This is a genomic window from Arthrobacter sp. MW3 TE3886 (genome assembly GCF_041262145.1).
Taxonomy (GTDB): Bacteria; Actinomycetota; Actinomycetes; order Actinomycetales; family Micrococcaceae; genus Arthrobacter.
Map to the genome: position 1 here is coordinate 4,029,487 of NZ_JBGCAN010000001.1, position 16,281 is coordinate 4,045,767.

Here is a 16,281-nt window from a genome sequence, read left to right on the forward strand (position 1 = left end):
ATTGGGTCCATGACCCAGACTCCCGCCCAGCCGTCCCCGCAGCCTCCCGTCGCCCGGAAAGTGCCCTCGGTGCGCACCCACCACGGCGACGCATTCGAGGACAACTACGAGTGGCTCCGGGACAAGGAGTCCGCAGAGGTCGTGGACCTGCTCAAAGCGGAAAACGCCTACCAGGAGTCCGTAACCGCGCACCAGGAGCCGCTGCGCGAAGCGATCTTCCAGGAAATCAAGGGCCGCACCCAGGAAACTGACCTTTCCGTCCCGAACCGCAAGGACGGCTGGTGGTACTTCACCCGCTCCGTCGAGGGCAAGGAGTACGGCATCCACTGCCGCGTGCGCGGCCAGGACACCGGGGACCGCGTCGCGGACTGGACTCCCCCGGCCGTGGAGGCCGGCGTCGTCATCCCCGGCGAGGAAGTCCTCCTCGATGGCAACCTCGAGGCCGAGGGCAAGCCGTTCTTCGCCGTGGGCGGGGCCGCCACGACCATCGACGGCACCCTCTATGCCTATGCCGTGGACAACGCCGGCGACGAGCGCTTCACGCTGCGGATCAAGGACCTCCGCACCGGCGAGCTGCTGCCGGACGTGATCGAGAACGTCTTCTACGGCATCTCCTTCTCCCCCGACGGCAGCCGGATCTTCTACACCGTGGTCGACGACTCGTGGCGGCCGTACCAGGTCAAGTCCCACGTGCTCGGCACACCCGTCGGCGAGGACACAGTCATCTACCAGGAGGACGACGTCGCCATGTGGCTCGGCTTCGAGCTCTCGGCCGACCGGCGCCACCTGGTGCTCAGCATCGGCTGCTCCGAGTTCAGCGAGACACGCCTGCTGCGCTTTGACGATCTCGACGCCGGCCTGCGCACCGTGATCTCCCGCGACGAGCGCATCCTCTACGAGGCCGAGCCGTTCCTGCTGACGGACGCCTCGGGCCGGGGCCAGGAGCGGATCCTGCTCACCCACAACAAGGACGCCATCAATTCCATGGTCTCGCTGGTGGACCCGGCCGAGCTCGCCAAGCCGCTCGCCGAGCAGCGCTGGGACACCGTCGTCGCCCATTCCGACCAGGTCCGGGTCAACGGCGCCGGGGTCACGTCGACCCACGCGGTGGTCTCCGTGCGCAAGGACACCATTGAACGGGTCCAGGTCCTGCCCCTGGCCGGGCTGGGCACCCCGGAGCAGGGCGCCGCGGTGGAACCTGCGTTTGCCGAGGAGCTGTATACCGCCGGCGTCGCGGGCTCCGACTACGAGGCGCCCGTGATCCGGATGGGCTATACCTCCTACTTCACCCCGTCGCGGGTCTACGACTTCGTGCTGCCCACCCCGGAGCTCCCGGCCGGTGAACTGCTGCTGCGCAAGGAGAGCCCGGTACTCGGCGGCTACTCGCCGTCGGACTACGTCGCCACCCGGGAATGGGCGGTGGCCTCCGACGGGACCCGGATTCCGCTCTCGGTCCTCCGCCACGCCTCCGTCCGGCAGGATTCGACGGCGGCCGGCCTGGTGTACGGCTACGGCTCCTACGAAATGAGCATGGATCCGGGCTTCGGGATCCCCCGGCTGTCCCTGCTGGACCGCGGCATCGTGTTCGTGATCGCCCACATCCGCGGCGGCGGCGAGCTGGGCCGGCACTGGTACGACGACGGGAAGAAGCTGCACAAGAAAAACACATTCACCGACTTCATTGCGGCCACGGACTGGCTCGCCGGTTCCGGCTGGGTGGACCCGGCCCGGATCGCGGCGATGGGCGGCTCCGCGGGCGGCCTGCTGATGGGCGCCGTCGCCAACCTGGCGCCGGAAAAGTACGCGGCGATTGTTGCCGCCGTCCCATTCGTGGACGCGTTGACCACCATCCTGGACCCGGAACTGCCGCTCTCGGCGCTGGAGTGGGAGGAATGGGGCAACCCGATCACCGACCCGGACGTGTACACGTACATGAAGTCCTACACGCCCTACGAGAACGTCCGCGCCGTGGCGTACCCGAAGATCGCCGCGGTCACCAGCTTCAACGACACCCGCGTGCTCTACGTGGAGCCGGCCAAATGGGTGCAGCGGCTGCGCGAGGTGAACACCGGAAACGAACCGGTCGTCCTGAAAATCGAGATGGAGGGCGGCCACGGCGGCGCGTCGGGCCGGTACGTGCAGTGGCGCGAACGGGCCTGGGACTACGCATTCGTCGCCGATTCCCTCGGCGCCACCGAACTGCTGCCCGGAGCCGGACTGAAGTAAGAACCCCGTCGGTTGCTCCGTAGCCGCCCTTTTGGAGGTCCATAAGGGCAGCTACGGAGCAACCGATGCGCTTTCCGTTACCCAACACATGATCATCATGCTTACTATTGACCCGGAATTAGGCACATCGATGTAGATACTGCTCACTGGGGGCAGCAGACACCGTGCCGGAGATGGAGTTTGTTATGAGCGTTGAGCAGGGAATGACCCCGTTGACTGATGATGAGCTGATGGCGCAGGGCGGCACGGCTCTTCCGGACAAGGAAGTCGCCTCCGTCCTGGACCTGAACGCCGACCTGAACCTGGGGATCAGCGCAGCGGCGCCGATCGATCTCGGCATCGCGGCCAACGCCAACGTGGCCGCCCCGATTGACGCGGCCGCCTCGGCTAACGTGCTCTCAGTCGGGTCCGAATCCCAGGCCCTCGCCGACCAGGGCACCATCATCAACCAGGGCGTCACGGGCGACGCCACGGCAGACTCCACCCAGGACAGTGTCATCGAGCAGGGCACCGGCGCGGATGCCGGCACCGGTACCGACGCCGCCCCTGCGCCCGCGCCTGCCGCCACGGATCCGGCCGCGACCGATCTCGGCGGCGCCGTACCCGCCGGCACGGTACCCGCCGATGCCACCGGCGTCCTGCCGGATGGCACGGCCCCGGACCTGGGCGGCGCGCTGCCGACGGACGTGGGAGCCGCCGCCGGCGCCGCGGGCGCCCTCAGCGGAAACCTGCTCAACGTCGACGTGAACCTGGACGCCAACGCGGGCATCGCGGCACCGATCAATGGTGCGGTGGCCGCCAACGCCAACGTGGCCGCGCCGATCGACGCTGCCGTCGGCGCCAACATCGGCTCAATCGACAGCAACGCGTTCGCCGTCGCCCAGCAGGATGCCATCATCAACCAGGACATCCATGGCGACGCTACGGCGTCGGCTGACCAGCAGTCCGACCTGAAGCAGTAGCACCTAGATGAGCACAGTTCACGGAGGGCCGTCCGGGCAGGACGGCCCTCCCGCCGCGCCTGCCACCGGCGGCGCCACAGCCGGCGCCCCATCGCCCGTCGCCGACTCCGGCGCTGGCGTTGGCGCGCGCGGCGCCGCCGGGCCGGCGTCGTCCGTGGCGGTCGCCCAGCAGCCGGTTCCGGTGCGGGCCGCCGGCGTACAGCTGATCGGCGAGGCGAAAGGGTCCGGTTACAAGGAAGCCCCGTCCCTGGTGCGCCGTGCCGACGGCCAGACCATCCAGCTCACCCGTCTGCTGTACCTGGTGCTCGAGGCAATCGACGGCCAGCGGGGCATCGAAGAAATCGCCGGGCACGCCAGCGACAGTTTCGGACGGCTCGTCAGTGCCGAGAACGTCCGCACGCTGATCACCTCCCAGCTGCTCCCCCTCGGGCTCCTGCAACTGGCGGACGGTTCCGAGCCCGCGGTGAAGAAATCGAATCCGCTGCTGGGCATGCGGTTCCGGTACTCGGTGACCGATCCGGACCGCACCCGGAAGATCACGGCGCCGTTCGCCACGCTGTTCAACCCCTTGATCGTGGTGGCCGTGACTGCTGCATTCCTGGCCACGTGCTGGTGGGTGCTGATGGTCAAGGGGCTGGCGTCGGCCACGCATGAGGCCTTCGCCAACCCCGGCCTGGTGCTGCTGATCCTGGTGGTCACGGTGCTCTCGGCCGGCTTCCATGAGTTCGGCCACGCCGCCGCCGCCCGCCGCGGCGGGGCCACCCCCGGCGCCATGGGGACGGGCCTGTACCTGATGTGGCCGGCCTTCTATACCGACGTCACGGATTCGTACCGGCTGGGGCGCGGCGGCCGGCTGCGCACCGACCTCGGCGGACTGTACTTCAACGCCATCGTGGCCGTCGCGATCATGGGCATCTGGTGGGCCACCGGCTTCGATGCGCTGCTGTTGGTGGTGGTCACCCAGATCCTGCAGATGGTCCGGCAGCTGATGCCACTGGTCCGCTTTGACGGCTACCACATCCTGGCCGACGCTACCGGCGTCCCGGACCTGTTCCAGCGGATCAAACCCACGCTGCTGGCCCTGGTGCCATGGCGGAAGACTGATCCCGAAGCCGGGCTCCTGAAGCCCTGGGCGCGGGCCGTGGTCACCATCTGGGTGTTGGTCACGGTCCCCCTGCTTCTGTTCAGCATGGCCACCATGGTGCTCACCCTGCCGCGCGTCCTGGGCACCGCCTGGGACAACGGCCTGAAGCAGCAGGCCATGCTTTCCCACAGCGTCGCCACCGGGGACATCGCCGACGCCGCCGTCCGGGTGATCGCGATCGCCTGCCTCGCGCTGCCGGTGCTGGGCATCTTGTACATCCTGCTGCGCCTGGTCCGCCAGCTGGCCACCGGGTTATGGCGCAAGACCCGCGGCAAGGCCCTCCAGCGTGCCACCGCCATCGTTGCGATCGCGGCGGTGGCGGCGGGCCTCGCCTGGGCCTGGTGGCCCGGCGCTGACACCTACCGCCCGGTCCAGCCCTACGAGCGCGGCACCCTGGCCGACGCCACCACCGCCGTCTTCCCGGCCGCCGCCGCGGCCCGGATGGCCGAGGGCCAGTCAGGAACGACCGTTGCCCTGTGGCCGGAGGGCGCCCGGCGGCCCACACGCGAGGACCCGCAGCTGAGCATGGTCCTGGTACCCCGGCAGTCCGGCACCTCCACCACGGCCGGCCCCCGCGGCGGCGCCCGCTGCCCCTTCGTGGGTGTTCCCCTTCGACAAGCCGGCCGCGCCGGAAGACGACGGCAACCAGTCGCTCGCGGTCAACACCACTGACGGTTCCGTGGTCTACGACGTCGCCTTCGCCCTGGTCTGGGCCGAGGACGGTGACACCGTGGACACCCGGAATGAGGCCTACGCCTTTGCCAGCTGCGCGGACTGCGCCGCCGTGGCGGTGGGCTTCCAGGTGGTCCTGATTGTGGGCCAGACCGACGTGATCGTTCCGGAAAACCTCTCGGCGTCAGCGAACTACAACTGCGTCCGGTGCCTGACCTACGCCCTGGCCAGCCAGCTTGTCTTGACCCTCGACGGGCCCCTGAGCAGCGACGGCATGGCCAGGCTCAACGCGCTGTGGCAGGAGATCGCCGCCTACGGCAAGGACCTGCAGAACCAGCCGCTCTCGGAGATCCAGGGCCGGCTCAGCGCCTACAAGGAACAGATCATGGCGGTCATCAAGGCCGATCCGAACGCCACCCCGGCCGGGTCCGCCGGCACGGCCTCGACGCCGGGGGCCACTCCCGGCGCAACCTCCGGCGCCACGCCTGCCGCCACCACGGGAGCCAGCACGCCTGGTGCGACTCCCGGCGCCACTGCGGGAGCCACCCCCGGCAGCACGCAGGCCCCGGCCCCGGGACCCACGGGAACGGCGGCGCCGACTGGCGGTACGACGTCGTCCGGGCCCAGCCCGGGTTCCTCTGCCACGGTGCCGGCGGGACAGCAACTGACGCAACCCGCGGCCCCCGCACCGGGCACGGTCTCACCGGCGCCCGCGTCGACCGCGCCGCCGGCACCCTAAGCCGGGGACCCGAATCGGGCCCGAATCGGGTTCGAATCGGGTTCGAAGCGGGCCCGAATCGGGTTCGAAGCGGGTTCGAAGCGGGCCCGAATTGACGCAGATGGCCGGAATGGGGACTTCATTCCGGCCATCTGCGTCAGACCGGTGTCCCGTTGGGTCGTTGTTCCGTGGTGTTGGGGCTTCCCGGCGCCGTCAGCCGCCGGATACCTGTTGCAGGGCCTTCCACTCGTCCGCGAGGATGGCGTACACCACCTCCGTGGCCCATTCGCCCTTGTAGTGCCATTTGTCCACCTGCCGTGATTCCAGGCGCATGCCGAGCCGTTCACAGAGCGCCGCCGAGGCCGTGTTCAGGGCATCGAGCTTGGCGTCGATGCGGTGGAAGCCTAGATCCTCAAAGCCGAGCTTGAGCAGCGCCCGGGCGGCCTCACTCGCGATGCCCCGGCCCCGCGCCTCCGGGGCCAGGCTCCAGCCGATCTCGGCCTGCCCGCACCCTTCCAGCCATTTCAGCACCACCTCGCCGAGGAGTCCGGGCGAATCCTGGGCCTCGATGGCCAGGGCCACCCAGTCGCCCTCCTTCTCGAACTCGAAGTTCGCGTACCGTCCCACCGTTTCCATCGACTGGGTGTAGCTCTTGGCCTCGCGGGGCAGGAACCGGGCGGTTTCCGGGAGCGAGTGGTAGGCGTGGAAGGCATCGAGGTCGGCGGCTGCAAAGCGCCGCAGCACCAGCCGTTCAGTGCGGATGGGCAGCGGAGGGAGGGGCTTGGGTTCGGTCACATCTCCAACGCTACCCAATCAGCTGCTCCGTAAGCGCCGTTTTGAGCCGCCACAAGGGCGGCTACGGAGCAACGGATGCCCGGGCGACGACGGCGGCCGTTGCCTCTGCGATCGCCCGCTCCTCGTCGGTGGGCACCACGAGGACTGGCAGGGCCGACGTCGGGGTGGAAATGACGCGGGGTTCCCTGGACCGCTCCCGGTTCAGCCCGGCGTCGAGCTCGACGCCGAGGGCGCCGAGCCGCTGCGCCACCAGGTTCCGGAACTGGTGCGAGTTCTCGCCGATCCCGGCCGTGAACACGAGGGCCTTCGCGCCGCCAACGGCCACGTGGTAGCCGCCGATGTACTTCGCGAGCCGGTAGGACGCAACCGCCAGGGCCATGGCCGCCTTGGCATCGCCGGCTTCCGCGGCCTCCACCACCGAGCGCATATCGTTGTTTCCGGCCAGGCCCTTGAGACCGGACTGCCGGTTCAGCATCGAATCCAAGTCCTCGGGGGACCAGCCGTTCCGGCCCAGGAAGACCAGGATAGACGGATCGAGGTCGCCGGAGCGGGTGCCCATGACCAGGCCCTCAAGGGGCGTGAATCCCATGGACGTGTCGATCGAATGGCCGCCGCGGATCGCCGTGACCGAGGCGCCGTTCCCCAGGTGGGCGATCACGGCGTCGAACTCCTCGACCGGAACATCCAGCAGCGCCGCCGCCCGGTGCGCAACGTATTCGTGCGAAGTGCCGTGGAACCCGTAGCGGCGGATCCCGTGGTTGGTGTAGAGCTCGTCCGGCACCGCATAGCGCCAGGCGTGCTCAGGCAGGGTGCGGTGGAAGGCGGTGTCAAACACGGCCACCTGCGGCAGTTCGGGCCACTTCTTCGAGATCGCGCGGATGCCAAGGACGTTTGCCGGATTGTGCAGCGGTGCGAGCGGGTTCAGCCGTTCAATGGCCCGGGTGATCTCGTTGTTGACCAGCACCGGTTCGGCGAAGCGCTCACCGCCGTGCACCACGCGGTGGCCCACGGCATCCAGCACTCGGTCCCCCAAGGCTTCGTGGATGGCCGCGTCCACCTGTTCCAGCGCCTCGGCGTGGTCGCGCGGGCCCTCGATCTGGCCGTCGCCCTCGCCGCCGGCACCCATGCCGATCTTCTCGACCAGGCCTTCGGTGAGCACGTTGCCGGCCTCGACGTCGCGCACCTGGTACTTGAGCGAGGACGAACCGGAGTTGATGACGAGCACGAGCATGGGGCCTCCTAAAGCCTTGGCTTCGACGCTACCCTAGGGTGCGCCGTAACTGGCATCACGCCGGAGCCTGGCCGAGCGCTCCGTGGGATCCACTATAAATTGCCGGACGGAACTGCCGGACCAAAATGCCGGAACGCCAGGGCGCCAATCCGTTGCGAAAGCCGGGCCGGGCGCCTAGAGTCGGCGGACCAACTGGACAACTCACGAAAGGGATTTCCATGACTGACGACCCGACCCAGCCGGGCAGCACCGGACCGGACAGCACCGAGCCAGAGGGCACCGGACCGGCCAGCGGTTCCGGTAAACCGGATCCCACCGGCGTCGTGGGCGCGAACCCGGCCCTGGACGACACAGGAAACCTTAAGGCCGCCGAGGTCGGGGAAGCACCCGAGGCCCCCGAGAATCTGGAGGACCTGGATCTCACGCCGGCGGGCCTGGCCGATGAGCCTGCCAAGCAGGAAGATCCCGACAGCCCGGCAAAGCCGGAAAACAGCTGAGCCGGAAAACAGCTGGCCGGGAAACAGCTGGCTATGCGCTGGCGGCCGCGGGTGCCGGCTCGGCAGCGGGCTCCACGGACTGGGCCTGGATGGCCGTGATGGCCACGGTGTTGACGATGTCCTCCACCGTGCAGCCGCGCGAGAGGTCGTTGACCGGCTTGCGCAGGCCCTGCAGGACCGGCCCGACGGCGACCGCACCCGAGGACTGCTGCACAGCCTTGTAGGTGTTGTTGCCGGTGTTCAGGTCCGGGAAGATGAACACGGTCGCCTGCCCGGCCACGGACGAGCCCGGCATCTTGGACGCGGCGATGGCGGCGTCCACGGCGGCGTCGTACTGGATGGGCCCCTCCACCGCGAGGTCCGGGCGCCGGCTGCGCACCAGTTCGGTGGCCTCCCGGACCAGGTCCACGGCCCCGCCCGAGCCGGAGCCGCCCGTGGAATAGGAGAGCATCGCGACCCGCGGCTCGACGCCGAACTGCACCGCCGTTTCCGCTGACGCCAGTGCAATGTCCGCGAGCTGCTCCACGTTGGGTTCAGGATTCACGGCACAGTCACCGTAAACCAGGACCCGGTCCGGCATGAGCATGAGGAACACGGAGGAGACGATCTTGACGCCGGGCCGGGTCTTCACGAATTCCAGTGCCGGGCGGATGGTGTGCGCCGTGGTGTGGGCGGCGCCGGAGACCATCCCGTCCACCACGCCGAGCTGGACCATCATGGTGCCGAAGTAGCTTTCGTCCTGCATGACCTCCAGGGCCTTGGCCAGGTCCACGCCCTTGTGCGCGCGCAGTTCCGCGTACTTGCGGGCGAAGTCGCCCCGGAGTTCGGACGAGGCCGGATCCACGATGTTGATGCCGGTGAGATCGACGCCATGGGTGGCTGCGACCTCGCGGACGTCGGCCTCGCGTCCGAGCACCGTGAGTTCACAGACGTCGCGGCGGTGCAGGATCTCTGCGGCGCGCAGGATCCGCAGTTCCTTGCCCTCGGGCAGGACGATGTGGCGGCGCTGGGATCTGGCCCGCCCGATCAGCTCATGCAGGAACCGCAGCGGGGTCATCCGTTCCGGCCGGGGCAGGTGCAGGCGCTCCAGGAGCTCGGCCTCGTCCACCCGCCGGGCCCAGAGACCCAGGGCGGAGGCGATCTTGCGGCGGTGCCCGGACCAGATTTCGCTCCGGACCTCGGAGACGCGTTTGGCGGTGACATAGGTGTCGTCGGGAGCAGCGAAGATCGGGAACGGCGCCTGCGCCAGCAGTGAGTAGATGGTCGGGTCCGGGGCCAGGCCGCCGGTGAGGATCAGGGCCGACGGCACCGGGAACTCAGGCGAGAACGAGGACGCCAGGCAGGCCACGAGCACGTCCGCCCGGTCGCCGGGGACGATCACCAGCGCGCCGTCGTTGAGCACGTGCAGGAAGTTGGCGACGTTCATCGCCGCGACCTTGATGGAACGGACATCGCGTTCCAGGTCCGGAAGGCCGGCCACCTGGCCGAGGCCCAGGGCCGAGGCGACCTCCCCGGTGGTGGGCCGGGCGATGTCATCCAATTCCGGGAAGACATAGACAGGCCGGCCGGACGCGCCAGGCTTCACGGCGGCGGCAATGGCGTCGAGGTCTTCCGGGTCGGCACGGTTGACCATGATCGCCAGGAGCTCGCAGCGCTCCGCGAGGAGCTCCTTGCGCGCCACCTCGACGGCGTCCGCGGCCTCCGGAGCGGTGAGGCCGCGTGCGCCCACCACCGCCACCACGGGGGCGGCGAGGTTGTTGGCCAGCCGGGCGTTGAGGTCGAACTCGACGGCGGCGTCCTGGCCGGTCAGATCCGTTCCCTCGACGATCACGACGTCGCAGTGCTGGGACAAGTCGGCGAAGATTTCGACGCACCGGGAGTTGATTTCCTCGCGCTTTCCTTCGGCCAGGAGGCTGCGGACCTCGGCGAAGGTCAGGCCGCCGCGGCAGCGGTCCTCGTCCAGGCCGAAGCGGGACTTCATGACGGCCACCATGGGGTCCGAGGCGGCGTCGGGGCCGTTGACCACGGGCTTGAAGAAGCCGATCCGGTCCGCGTGCCGGTGGAGGGTGTCCGCCAGGCCCAGCGCTACGAGGGACTTGCCGGAGCCCGGGGTGGTCGCGCTGACATAGATTCCTTTGGCCATGCGTCCCAGCATACTTACACCCCTTGACAGCGGGCACCCACATGGGATTACCTAATGAACATTCGGTAAATAAAGCTGGAGGCAATGAGGCATGGCTGAACTGACGATTTCCGGTGACACCCACCCAATCCTGAAGGACGACTATGCCTCCGAATGGATGGGCATCGAAGTTCTCGCACTGGACGACGGACATGCCACGATCCGGATGAGGCTCCGGCAGGAAATGCTCAATGGCTTCGGCATGGCCCACGGCGGAATGATCTTCGCCTTCGGCGACACAGCCTTTGCACTGGCCTGCAACCCGGCCAGCGCGAAACCCGGCGAAGCCGGGATCGACAGCGGCACCATCACCGTGGCCTCCGGCGTCGACATCAACTTCCTCAAGCCGGCCTTCCGCGGCCAGGTCCTGACCGCCGTCGCCAACCGCCGCGCCAGCACCGGGCGCAGCGGCCTCTACGACGTCCAGATCTACGCCGCCGATCCCGGCGCCGGCGCGGGCACTCCGCAGCCGGCACCCGCCGGCTCGGTTCCCACCGCCACGGTCCCGGGCGAACTCCCCGCGGACCCCGCCACCCCTGCGGGCGAACTCATCGCCGAGTTCCGCGGCCGCAGCCGCACCATCTCCAAGAAATAGAAACAGGGACCCACAGATGACCCAAGAAACTGCCGCCGCCACAACTGACGCCGTCCTGGACCGCGAGGAGACGATCTCCCGCGACGAGCTCGAGGCGCTTCAGCTCAGCCGCCTGCAGCACACGGTGGCCTACGCCTATGACCGCGTCCCCCTGTACAAGCGCAAGTTCGACGAGGCCGGCGTCCACCCGGCGGACCTGCGTGAGCTCTCCGACCTCGCCAAGTTCCCCTTCACCACCAAGGAGGACCTCCGCCTCGAGTACCCCTTCGGCATGTTCGCCGTGCCGCAGCACGAGGTCGCGCGGATCCACGCCAGCTCCGGCACCACTGGCCGCGCCACCGTGGTGGGCTACACGAAGAAGGACCTCGCCGACTGGGCCAAGCTTGTGGCCCGCTCGCTGCGCGCCTCCGGCGTCCGGCCCGGCATGAAGGTCCACAACGCCTACGGCTACGGGTTGTTCACCGGTGGCATGGGCGCCCACGCCGGCGCAGAGGCCCTCGGCTGCACCGTCATCCCGATCTCCGGCGGCCAGACCGAGCGCCAGATCACGCTCATCCAGGACTTCAAGCCTGACGCCATCCTTGCCACCCCCACGTACCTGCTGACGATTGCCGACGCCATGATCAAGCAGGGCATCGACCCGGCCTCCACGTCCCTGAAGTACGCGGTCCTAGGCGCCGAGCCGTGGACCGAGGAAATGCGGCACGAGCTCGAGACCACCATGAACCTCAAGGCCTGCGACATCTACGGACTCTCCGAGGTCATGGGCCCGGGCGTCGCCGGCGAAGCCGTGGAAACGCAGGACGGCAGCCACATCTGGGAGGACCACTTCCGGCCCGAGATCATCGACGCCTTCGACCCCACGGTGGTGCTGGGCGACGGCGAACCGGGCGAACTCGTTTTCACCTCGCTCACCAAGGAAGCGCTGCCGATCATCCGGTACCGCACCAAGGACCTCACCCGGCTGCTGCCGGGCACCGCGCGTCCGGCACACCGCCGCATGGGCCGCATCACCGGCCGCAGCGACGACATGATCATCCTGCGCGGGGTGAACCTGTTCCCGTCCCAGATCGAGGAGATCGCCCTGCGCATCCCCGAGCTCAGCCCGCACTTCCAGCTGGAGCTGACCCGGCCCGAGGGACAGCGCATGGACCAGCTGACCGTGAAGATCGAGCGCCGCGACGCCGTCACGGTCAAGGGCGCCACGGACGCCGCCAAGGTCCTGCAGCAGCAGATCAAGATCCACGTCGGCTCCTCCTGCACAGTCGACGTCGTCGAACCCGGCTCCCTGGAGCGGTCCAACGGCAAGCTGCGGCGGATCTACGACCTGCGCCCCAAGGCCTGAATGAGCACCCGATCGTGAGAAACTAGCCACTATGCCCAGCACAGCAACCACCACCAAGCGCGGCCGCCCCGGCTATGACCAGCAGTCCGTGCTGGTCATCGCCGTCGACGTCTTCAACCGCCACGGCTACGACGCCACCTCGATGGGTATCCTCGCCGAGAATCTGGGCATCTCCAAGTCCGCGATCTATCACCACGTGCCGTCCAAGGGCGACCTGCTGAAGCTCGCCCTGGACCACGCCCTGGGGGGACTCGAGGCGATCCTGGACCAGCCCGGGGCAACCTCCGGTTCGGCCGATGCCCGGCTGGAGTTCGTGGTCCGCCAGACCATCTCGGTGCTGGTGGAGCGGCTGCCCTTCGTGACGCTGCTGCTGCGCCTGCGCGGGAACACGGAGATCGAGCGGGATGCGCTGGAGCGGCGCCGCACCTTCGACCACAAGGTCGCCGCACTGATTTCCGAGGCCCGGGATGAGGGCTCGCTCCGCCAGGACATTGACCCCCGCACCGTCACCCGGCTGCTGTTCGGCACCATCAACTCGATCGTCGAGTGGTACAAGCCGGGCGGCTCGCTGTCCCCGGAGAAGTTGGCCGACGACGTCATCACCATGGCGTTCCACGGCCTTCACGTCCCCCGCTGACCGCCTGCCGGCCGGCGGGTGGCCCGGCGAGTCGTTGACGGCAGGATAACGGACGCCCACCCTGTTGTCATGGCCACGAAGATCTCTGATGTCCTCTTCAGCACCTTCCCCGATTTGCGTTATCAGCCCACCGCGAAAAGGGTCCGTGCCATGGCGGGCGGGCGGCCCGTCATCGACACCCTGGGCGCGCTCCTGGTGTGGGAGCCGAAACGCGTCACCCCCGTCTACGCCGTTTCCGAAGGTGACCTCCGGGCCGAGCTCGCGCCGCCGGGCCAGCAGGCGGGCGACGTCCCGGAGCACGGCTTCAGAATGGGCCGGGAGGGGCCGCCGGCACTGGATCCGCGCACGGCGTTCGGCAGGCACACGGCGGCCGGTGAGGAGCTCGACGTCGTCACTCCCCATGCGAGGCTGCCGCGCGCTGCCTTCCGGCCGGCGGACCCCGACCTCGCCGGCTTCGTAGTGCTGGATTTCACCGCTTTCGACTGGCTCGAGGACGACGAGGAGATCATCGGCCATCCACGTGATCCGTTCCACCGCGTGGACATCCGGGCGTCCTCGCTCACCGTTGAGGTAGGGATCGACGGCGTAATGCTCGCCACGACGAACGGCGCGCAGCTGCTCTACGAAACCATGCTGCCGGTGCGCTACTACATTCCGCCGGCGGATGTGCGGCTGGATCTGATGGAGGCGAGCCCCAAGCGGACCGTCTGCCCGTACAAAGGCCAGGCGAGCTACTGGAGCTACCCGGGTTCCGCGCAGGGCAGGAACGTCGCGTGGAGTTACGACCGGCGGTTCCTCGACGCCGCCCAGATCCACGGACTTGTCAGTTTCTTCAATGAAAGAGTGGACATCACCGTGGACGGCGTCCGGCAGGAGCGCCCCGTCACGCCGTGGTCCCGCCCGGGCGGACCCGGGGCACCGGAGGCGTGAACCGCAGCGCTTTAGTGCTCTTTCACCCGCATTGGGTGACGACTGCGCCCGGCTGGAAGCGCTAGCTTGGAGAACATCTGAAGGACCACCTCTATCGCTTGTGAGACCTCGCTCAAGGCTCCCCGCCGTCTGGCGGAAGGAGGAGGGATGATGTTCTGCCCGTTGATCACCGGTGACCCGCGGTGTTGCCGGCCGGGCACGCCGCCCCGAGCTGGAAGAAGGACATTCGGGGCCACCCGGATCGTCACAGTCGCGCCGGGTCGCCGAAAATGAGCGAGCCTGCAGCATCGCCGCCCAGTTTCGATCCGGCCGTCGTAATTCGTTCCAGGGCGTACATTTCTGCGCTTGTGCTGGCAGCGGTCCTGGGCGTTCCCATCTCGGTCATTGCGTACGGCTTTCTCGCTTTGGTCGCGGCGGTCCAGCAGTACGTCTTCGTCGGGCTGCCGGAACAAGTCCTCGGGGGACCCGCTCCTGCCTGGTGGCCGGTTCCGTGGTTGGTGCTGTGTGGGCTGTTGACGGCGTCGACCATCCGGTATCTGCCGGGAACCGGGGGCCACTCACCGGCTTTCGGCTTCAAGACAGGCGGCGGTCCGCCCAGCGGCCGGGAGCTCGTGGGCATCGTTCTCGCGGCGCTGACCACGCTCAGCCTCGGTGCGGTGCTCGGGCCGGAGGGTCCGCTGATCGCGATCGGTGGCGGCCTCGGGGCGTTGGCGGTGCACCTGGCGAAGAAGGACGCCCCGCCGATGGCCCTGACGATCATGGCGTCGGCCGGCAGTTTCGCAGCGATCAGTACCCTGCTCGGATCCCCCGTGCTCGGCGCATTCCTGATCATGGAGGCCGCCGGAATCGGGGGAATGACGCTGAGCCTGATGGCCCTGCCCGGACTGCTCGCATCCGGCGTCGGGGCGCTGGTGTTCGTCGGCCTGGACGGCTGGACCGGGTTGGGAAGCTTCTCGCTGGCGCTGCCCGTCGTGCCGCCTGCGGTGCCGCCGACCCTGGCGACGCTGGGCTGGGCGGTGATCATGGGCGTCGTCGGCGCGCTGTTGGGATGGTTGATCCGCTGGGTCGGGCTCTCGCTTCGTCCGCTCGTGCACCTGAACCGGGTGGTGGTGACCTCTGGGCTGGGCCTGCTGATCGGTCTTGCCGCGATGGCCTACCAGTTGATCTCTGGGAAAAGCTTCACGCAGGTCTTGTTCTCGGGGCAGGACGCCCTTCCGGATCTGGTCGAACACGCCACGGACTACTCGCTTGCTGTGCTCCTTCTGCTGATCGCCTGTAAGGCCTTGGCCTATGGGCTCTCGCTGAGCGCCTTTCGTGGCGGGCCCGTGTTCCCTTCGATGTTCATCGGTGCGGCGCTGGGTATTGCCGCGAGCGGGTTGCCCGGAATGAATCTCGCGGCAGGGCTCGGCATGGGCATGGGAGCCATGTGCGCAGCCATGCTGCGGCTGCCGTTGACGTCGACGCTGCTGGCCACGCTGCTGCTGGGAGTGGACGGCGTGGCCGTAACACCGCAGGTGGTGGTGGCTGTGGCGGTGGCCTTCGTAATCTCCAACGTGCTCCCGGCCCCCGGGCCGAAAGCGCCCGCGGCGCCTGACCATGGCGGCAAGGTCCACCATCGGGCTGCCTCGAAGTCCGAGCATGCAAGTGAGATGAGGAGCGCGGGCGGTTCGACCGGACGGGACCGGCGGATCGCATGGTTGTTCATCATTGGTTCGGGCCTGTTCGCCTTGGGGGCGGTTCCGTCATACGCCGAGGCCGTGGGATTGCGCTTGTGTGCGCTCACCTTCTTCGTCGGTTCGCTGTTCTTCACCTCTGCGTCGTTCCTGCAGTACCGCGAAGCCGTTGACGCGCTCCCGTTCCTGGGGGCCACGCGCCGCCACTCGTTTTGGGTGTGGGCGCCACGGAACCTCGGCTGGCTCGCCTGCGCGGTTCAGCTTGCCGGCACGCTGTGGTTCAACTGGAGTACGGGAAACGCATTGCGGGTCAATCTCAGTGTGGCGCTGACCGAGCAGCGGGTGTGGCGACCCGATGCGCTGGGTTCAGTCGCCTTCCTCGTTGCCAGCGGTGTGGCGTTGCGGGATGCCGGTCGCGCCATCGCCGGCAGGCCCAGGCCTCGGGTGTGGAAGATCGGCGTGATCAACCTGGCCGGCTCTGTTGCGTTCGGCGTCTCGGCTGTCGCGGCCTTTGTCATGCCGTCGAGCAGCGATGTCTGGAACGCCGACCTGGCCACTCTGGGCACATTCGTGGGAGCCCTGTGCTTCCTCACCGGCGCGATTCTGATGCTGAGTCCAGAATCCACCGACGCCGCGGTTCCGGCGGAACGGGAAGCTCATCCGTAACCCTTTTC

The 16,281-nt window shown here is 68.4% G+C and carries 13 protein-coding genes; 10 read left to right on the top strand and 3 right to left on the bottom strand.

The window, feature by feature from the left end; translation table 11 throughout:
• Positions 1-9 precede the first annotated feature (9 nt).
• The 4 genes from ABH915_RS18350 (at position 10) to ABH915_RS18365 (ending at position 5,743) form a co-directional block, all read left to right on the top strand.
• The gene (locus ABH915_RS18350; protein ID WP_370124046.1) at positions 10-2,226 is read left to right on the top strand and encodes a S9 family peptidase; all 2,217 of its coding nucleotides are present in this window, start codon (positions 10-12) and stop codon (positions 2,224-2,226) included.
• A gap of 185 nt (positions 2,227-2,411) precedes the next feature.
• Complete coding sequence (locus tag ABH915_RS18355) at positions 2,412-3,188, top strand: peptidoglycan-binding protein (RefSeq protein ID WP_370124049.1); 777 nt, start codon at positions 2,412-2,414, stop codon at positions 3,186-3,188.
• 7 nt (positions 3,189-3,195) lie between these two features.
• Complete coding sequence (locus ABH915_RS18360; RefSeq protein WP_370124051.1) at positions 3,196-5,004, top strand: hypothetical protein; 1,809 nt, start codon at positions 3,196-3,198, stop codon at positions 5,002-5,004.
• Positions 4,934-5,743 carry a hypothetical protein gene (locus tag ABH915_RS18365; protein ID WP_370124054.1) on the top strand — a complete coding sequence of 270 codons (810 nt, stop codon included), beginning with the start codon at positions 4,934-4,936 and terminating at the stop codon, positions 5,741-5,743. The genes ABH915_RS18360 and ABH915_RS18365 overlap by 71 nt, the downstream gene beginning before the upstream one ends.
• 192 nt (positions 5,744-5,935) lie before the next feature.
• Here the strand turns inward: ABH915_RS18365 and ABH915_RS18370 are convergent, their stop codons facing one another.
• On the bottom strand, positions 5,936-6,517 hold the full coding sequence (locus tag ABH915_RS18370; protein ID WP_370124057.1) for a GNAT family N-acetyltransferase: 582 nt from the start codon (positions 6,515-6,517) through the stop codon (positions 5,936-5,938).
• Between the two features lie 61 nt (positions 6,518-6,578).
• Positions 6,579-7,748 carry an acetate kinase gene (locus tag ABH915_RS18375; protein WP_370124059.1) on the bottom strand — a complete coding sequence of 390 codons (1,170 nt, stop codon included), beginning with the start codon at positions 7,746-7,748 and terminating at the stop codon, positions 6,579-6,581.
• Positions 7,749-7,966: 218 nt separating this feature from the next.
• On the opposite strand from ABH915_RS18375, the gene ABH915_RS18380 reads away from it, so the two are divergent.
• Positions 7,967-8,245, top strand: a complete 279-nt coding sequence (locus tag ABH915_RS18380; RefSeq protein ID WP_370124061.1) for a hypothetical protein — start codon at positions 7,967-7,969, stop codon at positions 8,243-8,245.
• 31 nt (positions 8,246-8,276) lie between these two features.
• Here ABH915_RS18380 and pta read toward each other — a convergent pair whose 3' ends face one another.
• Positions 8,277-10,388, bottom strand: coding sequence for a phosphate acetyltransferase (gene pta / locus ABH915_RS18385; RefSeq protein ID WP_370124064.1), 2,112 nt, complete (start codon positions 10,386-10,388; stop codon positions 8,277-8,279).
• A gap of 91 nt (positions 10,389-10,479) precedes the next feature.
• Between pta and ABH915_RS18390 the strand changes: the two genes are divergently transcribed.
• From ABH915_RS18390 to ABH915_RS18410, 5 genes are all read left to right on the top strand, one after another.
• The gene (locus ABH915_RS18390; RefSeq protein WP_370124067.1) at positions 10,480-11,022 is read left to right on the top strand and encodes a hotdog fold thioesterase; all 543 of its coding nucleotides are present in this window, start codon (positions 10,480-10,482) and stop codon (positions 11,020-11,022) included.
• Between the two features lie 16 nt (positions 11,023-11,038).
• Positions 11,039-12,367: a phenylacetate--CoA ligase PaaK gene (paaK, locus tag ABH915_RS18395; RefSeq protein ID WP_370124070.1), complete on the top strand. Its 1,329-nt coding sequence runs from the start codon at positions 11,039-11,041 to the stop codon at positions 12,365-12,367.
• A gap of 31 nt (positions 12,368-12,398) precedes the next feature.
• Positions 12,399-13,004: a TetR/AcrR family transcriptional regulator gene (locus ABH915_RS18400; protein WP_028276376.1), complete on the top strand. Its 606-nt coding sequence runs from the start codon at positions 12,399-12,401 to the stop codon at positions 13,002-13,004.
• 69 nt (positions 13,005-13,073) lie between these two features.
• Positions 13,074-13,934 (top strand): DUF427 domain-containing protein, encoded by an 861-nt coding sequence (locus tag ABH915_RS18405; protein ID WP_370124074.1) that lies wholly within the window; start codon positions 13,074-13,076, stop codon positions 13,932-13,934.
• A 269-nt stretch (positions 13,935-14,203) separates the two neighbouring features.
• Complete coding sequence (locus ABH915_RS18410) at positions 14,204-16,273, top strand: chloride channel protein (RefSeq protein ID WP_370124077.1); 2,070 nt, start codon at positions 14,204-14,206, stop codon at positions 16,271-16,273.
• The last annotated feature ends 8 nt before the right edge of the window (positions 16,274-16,281 follow it).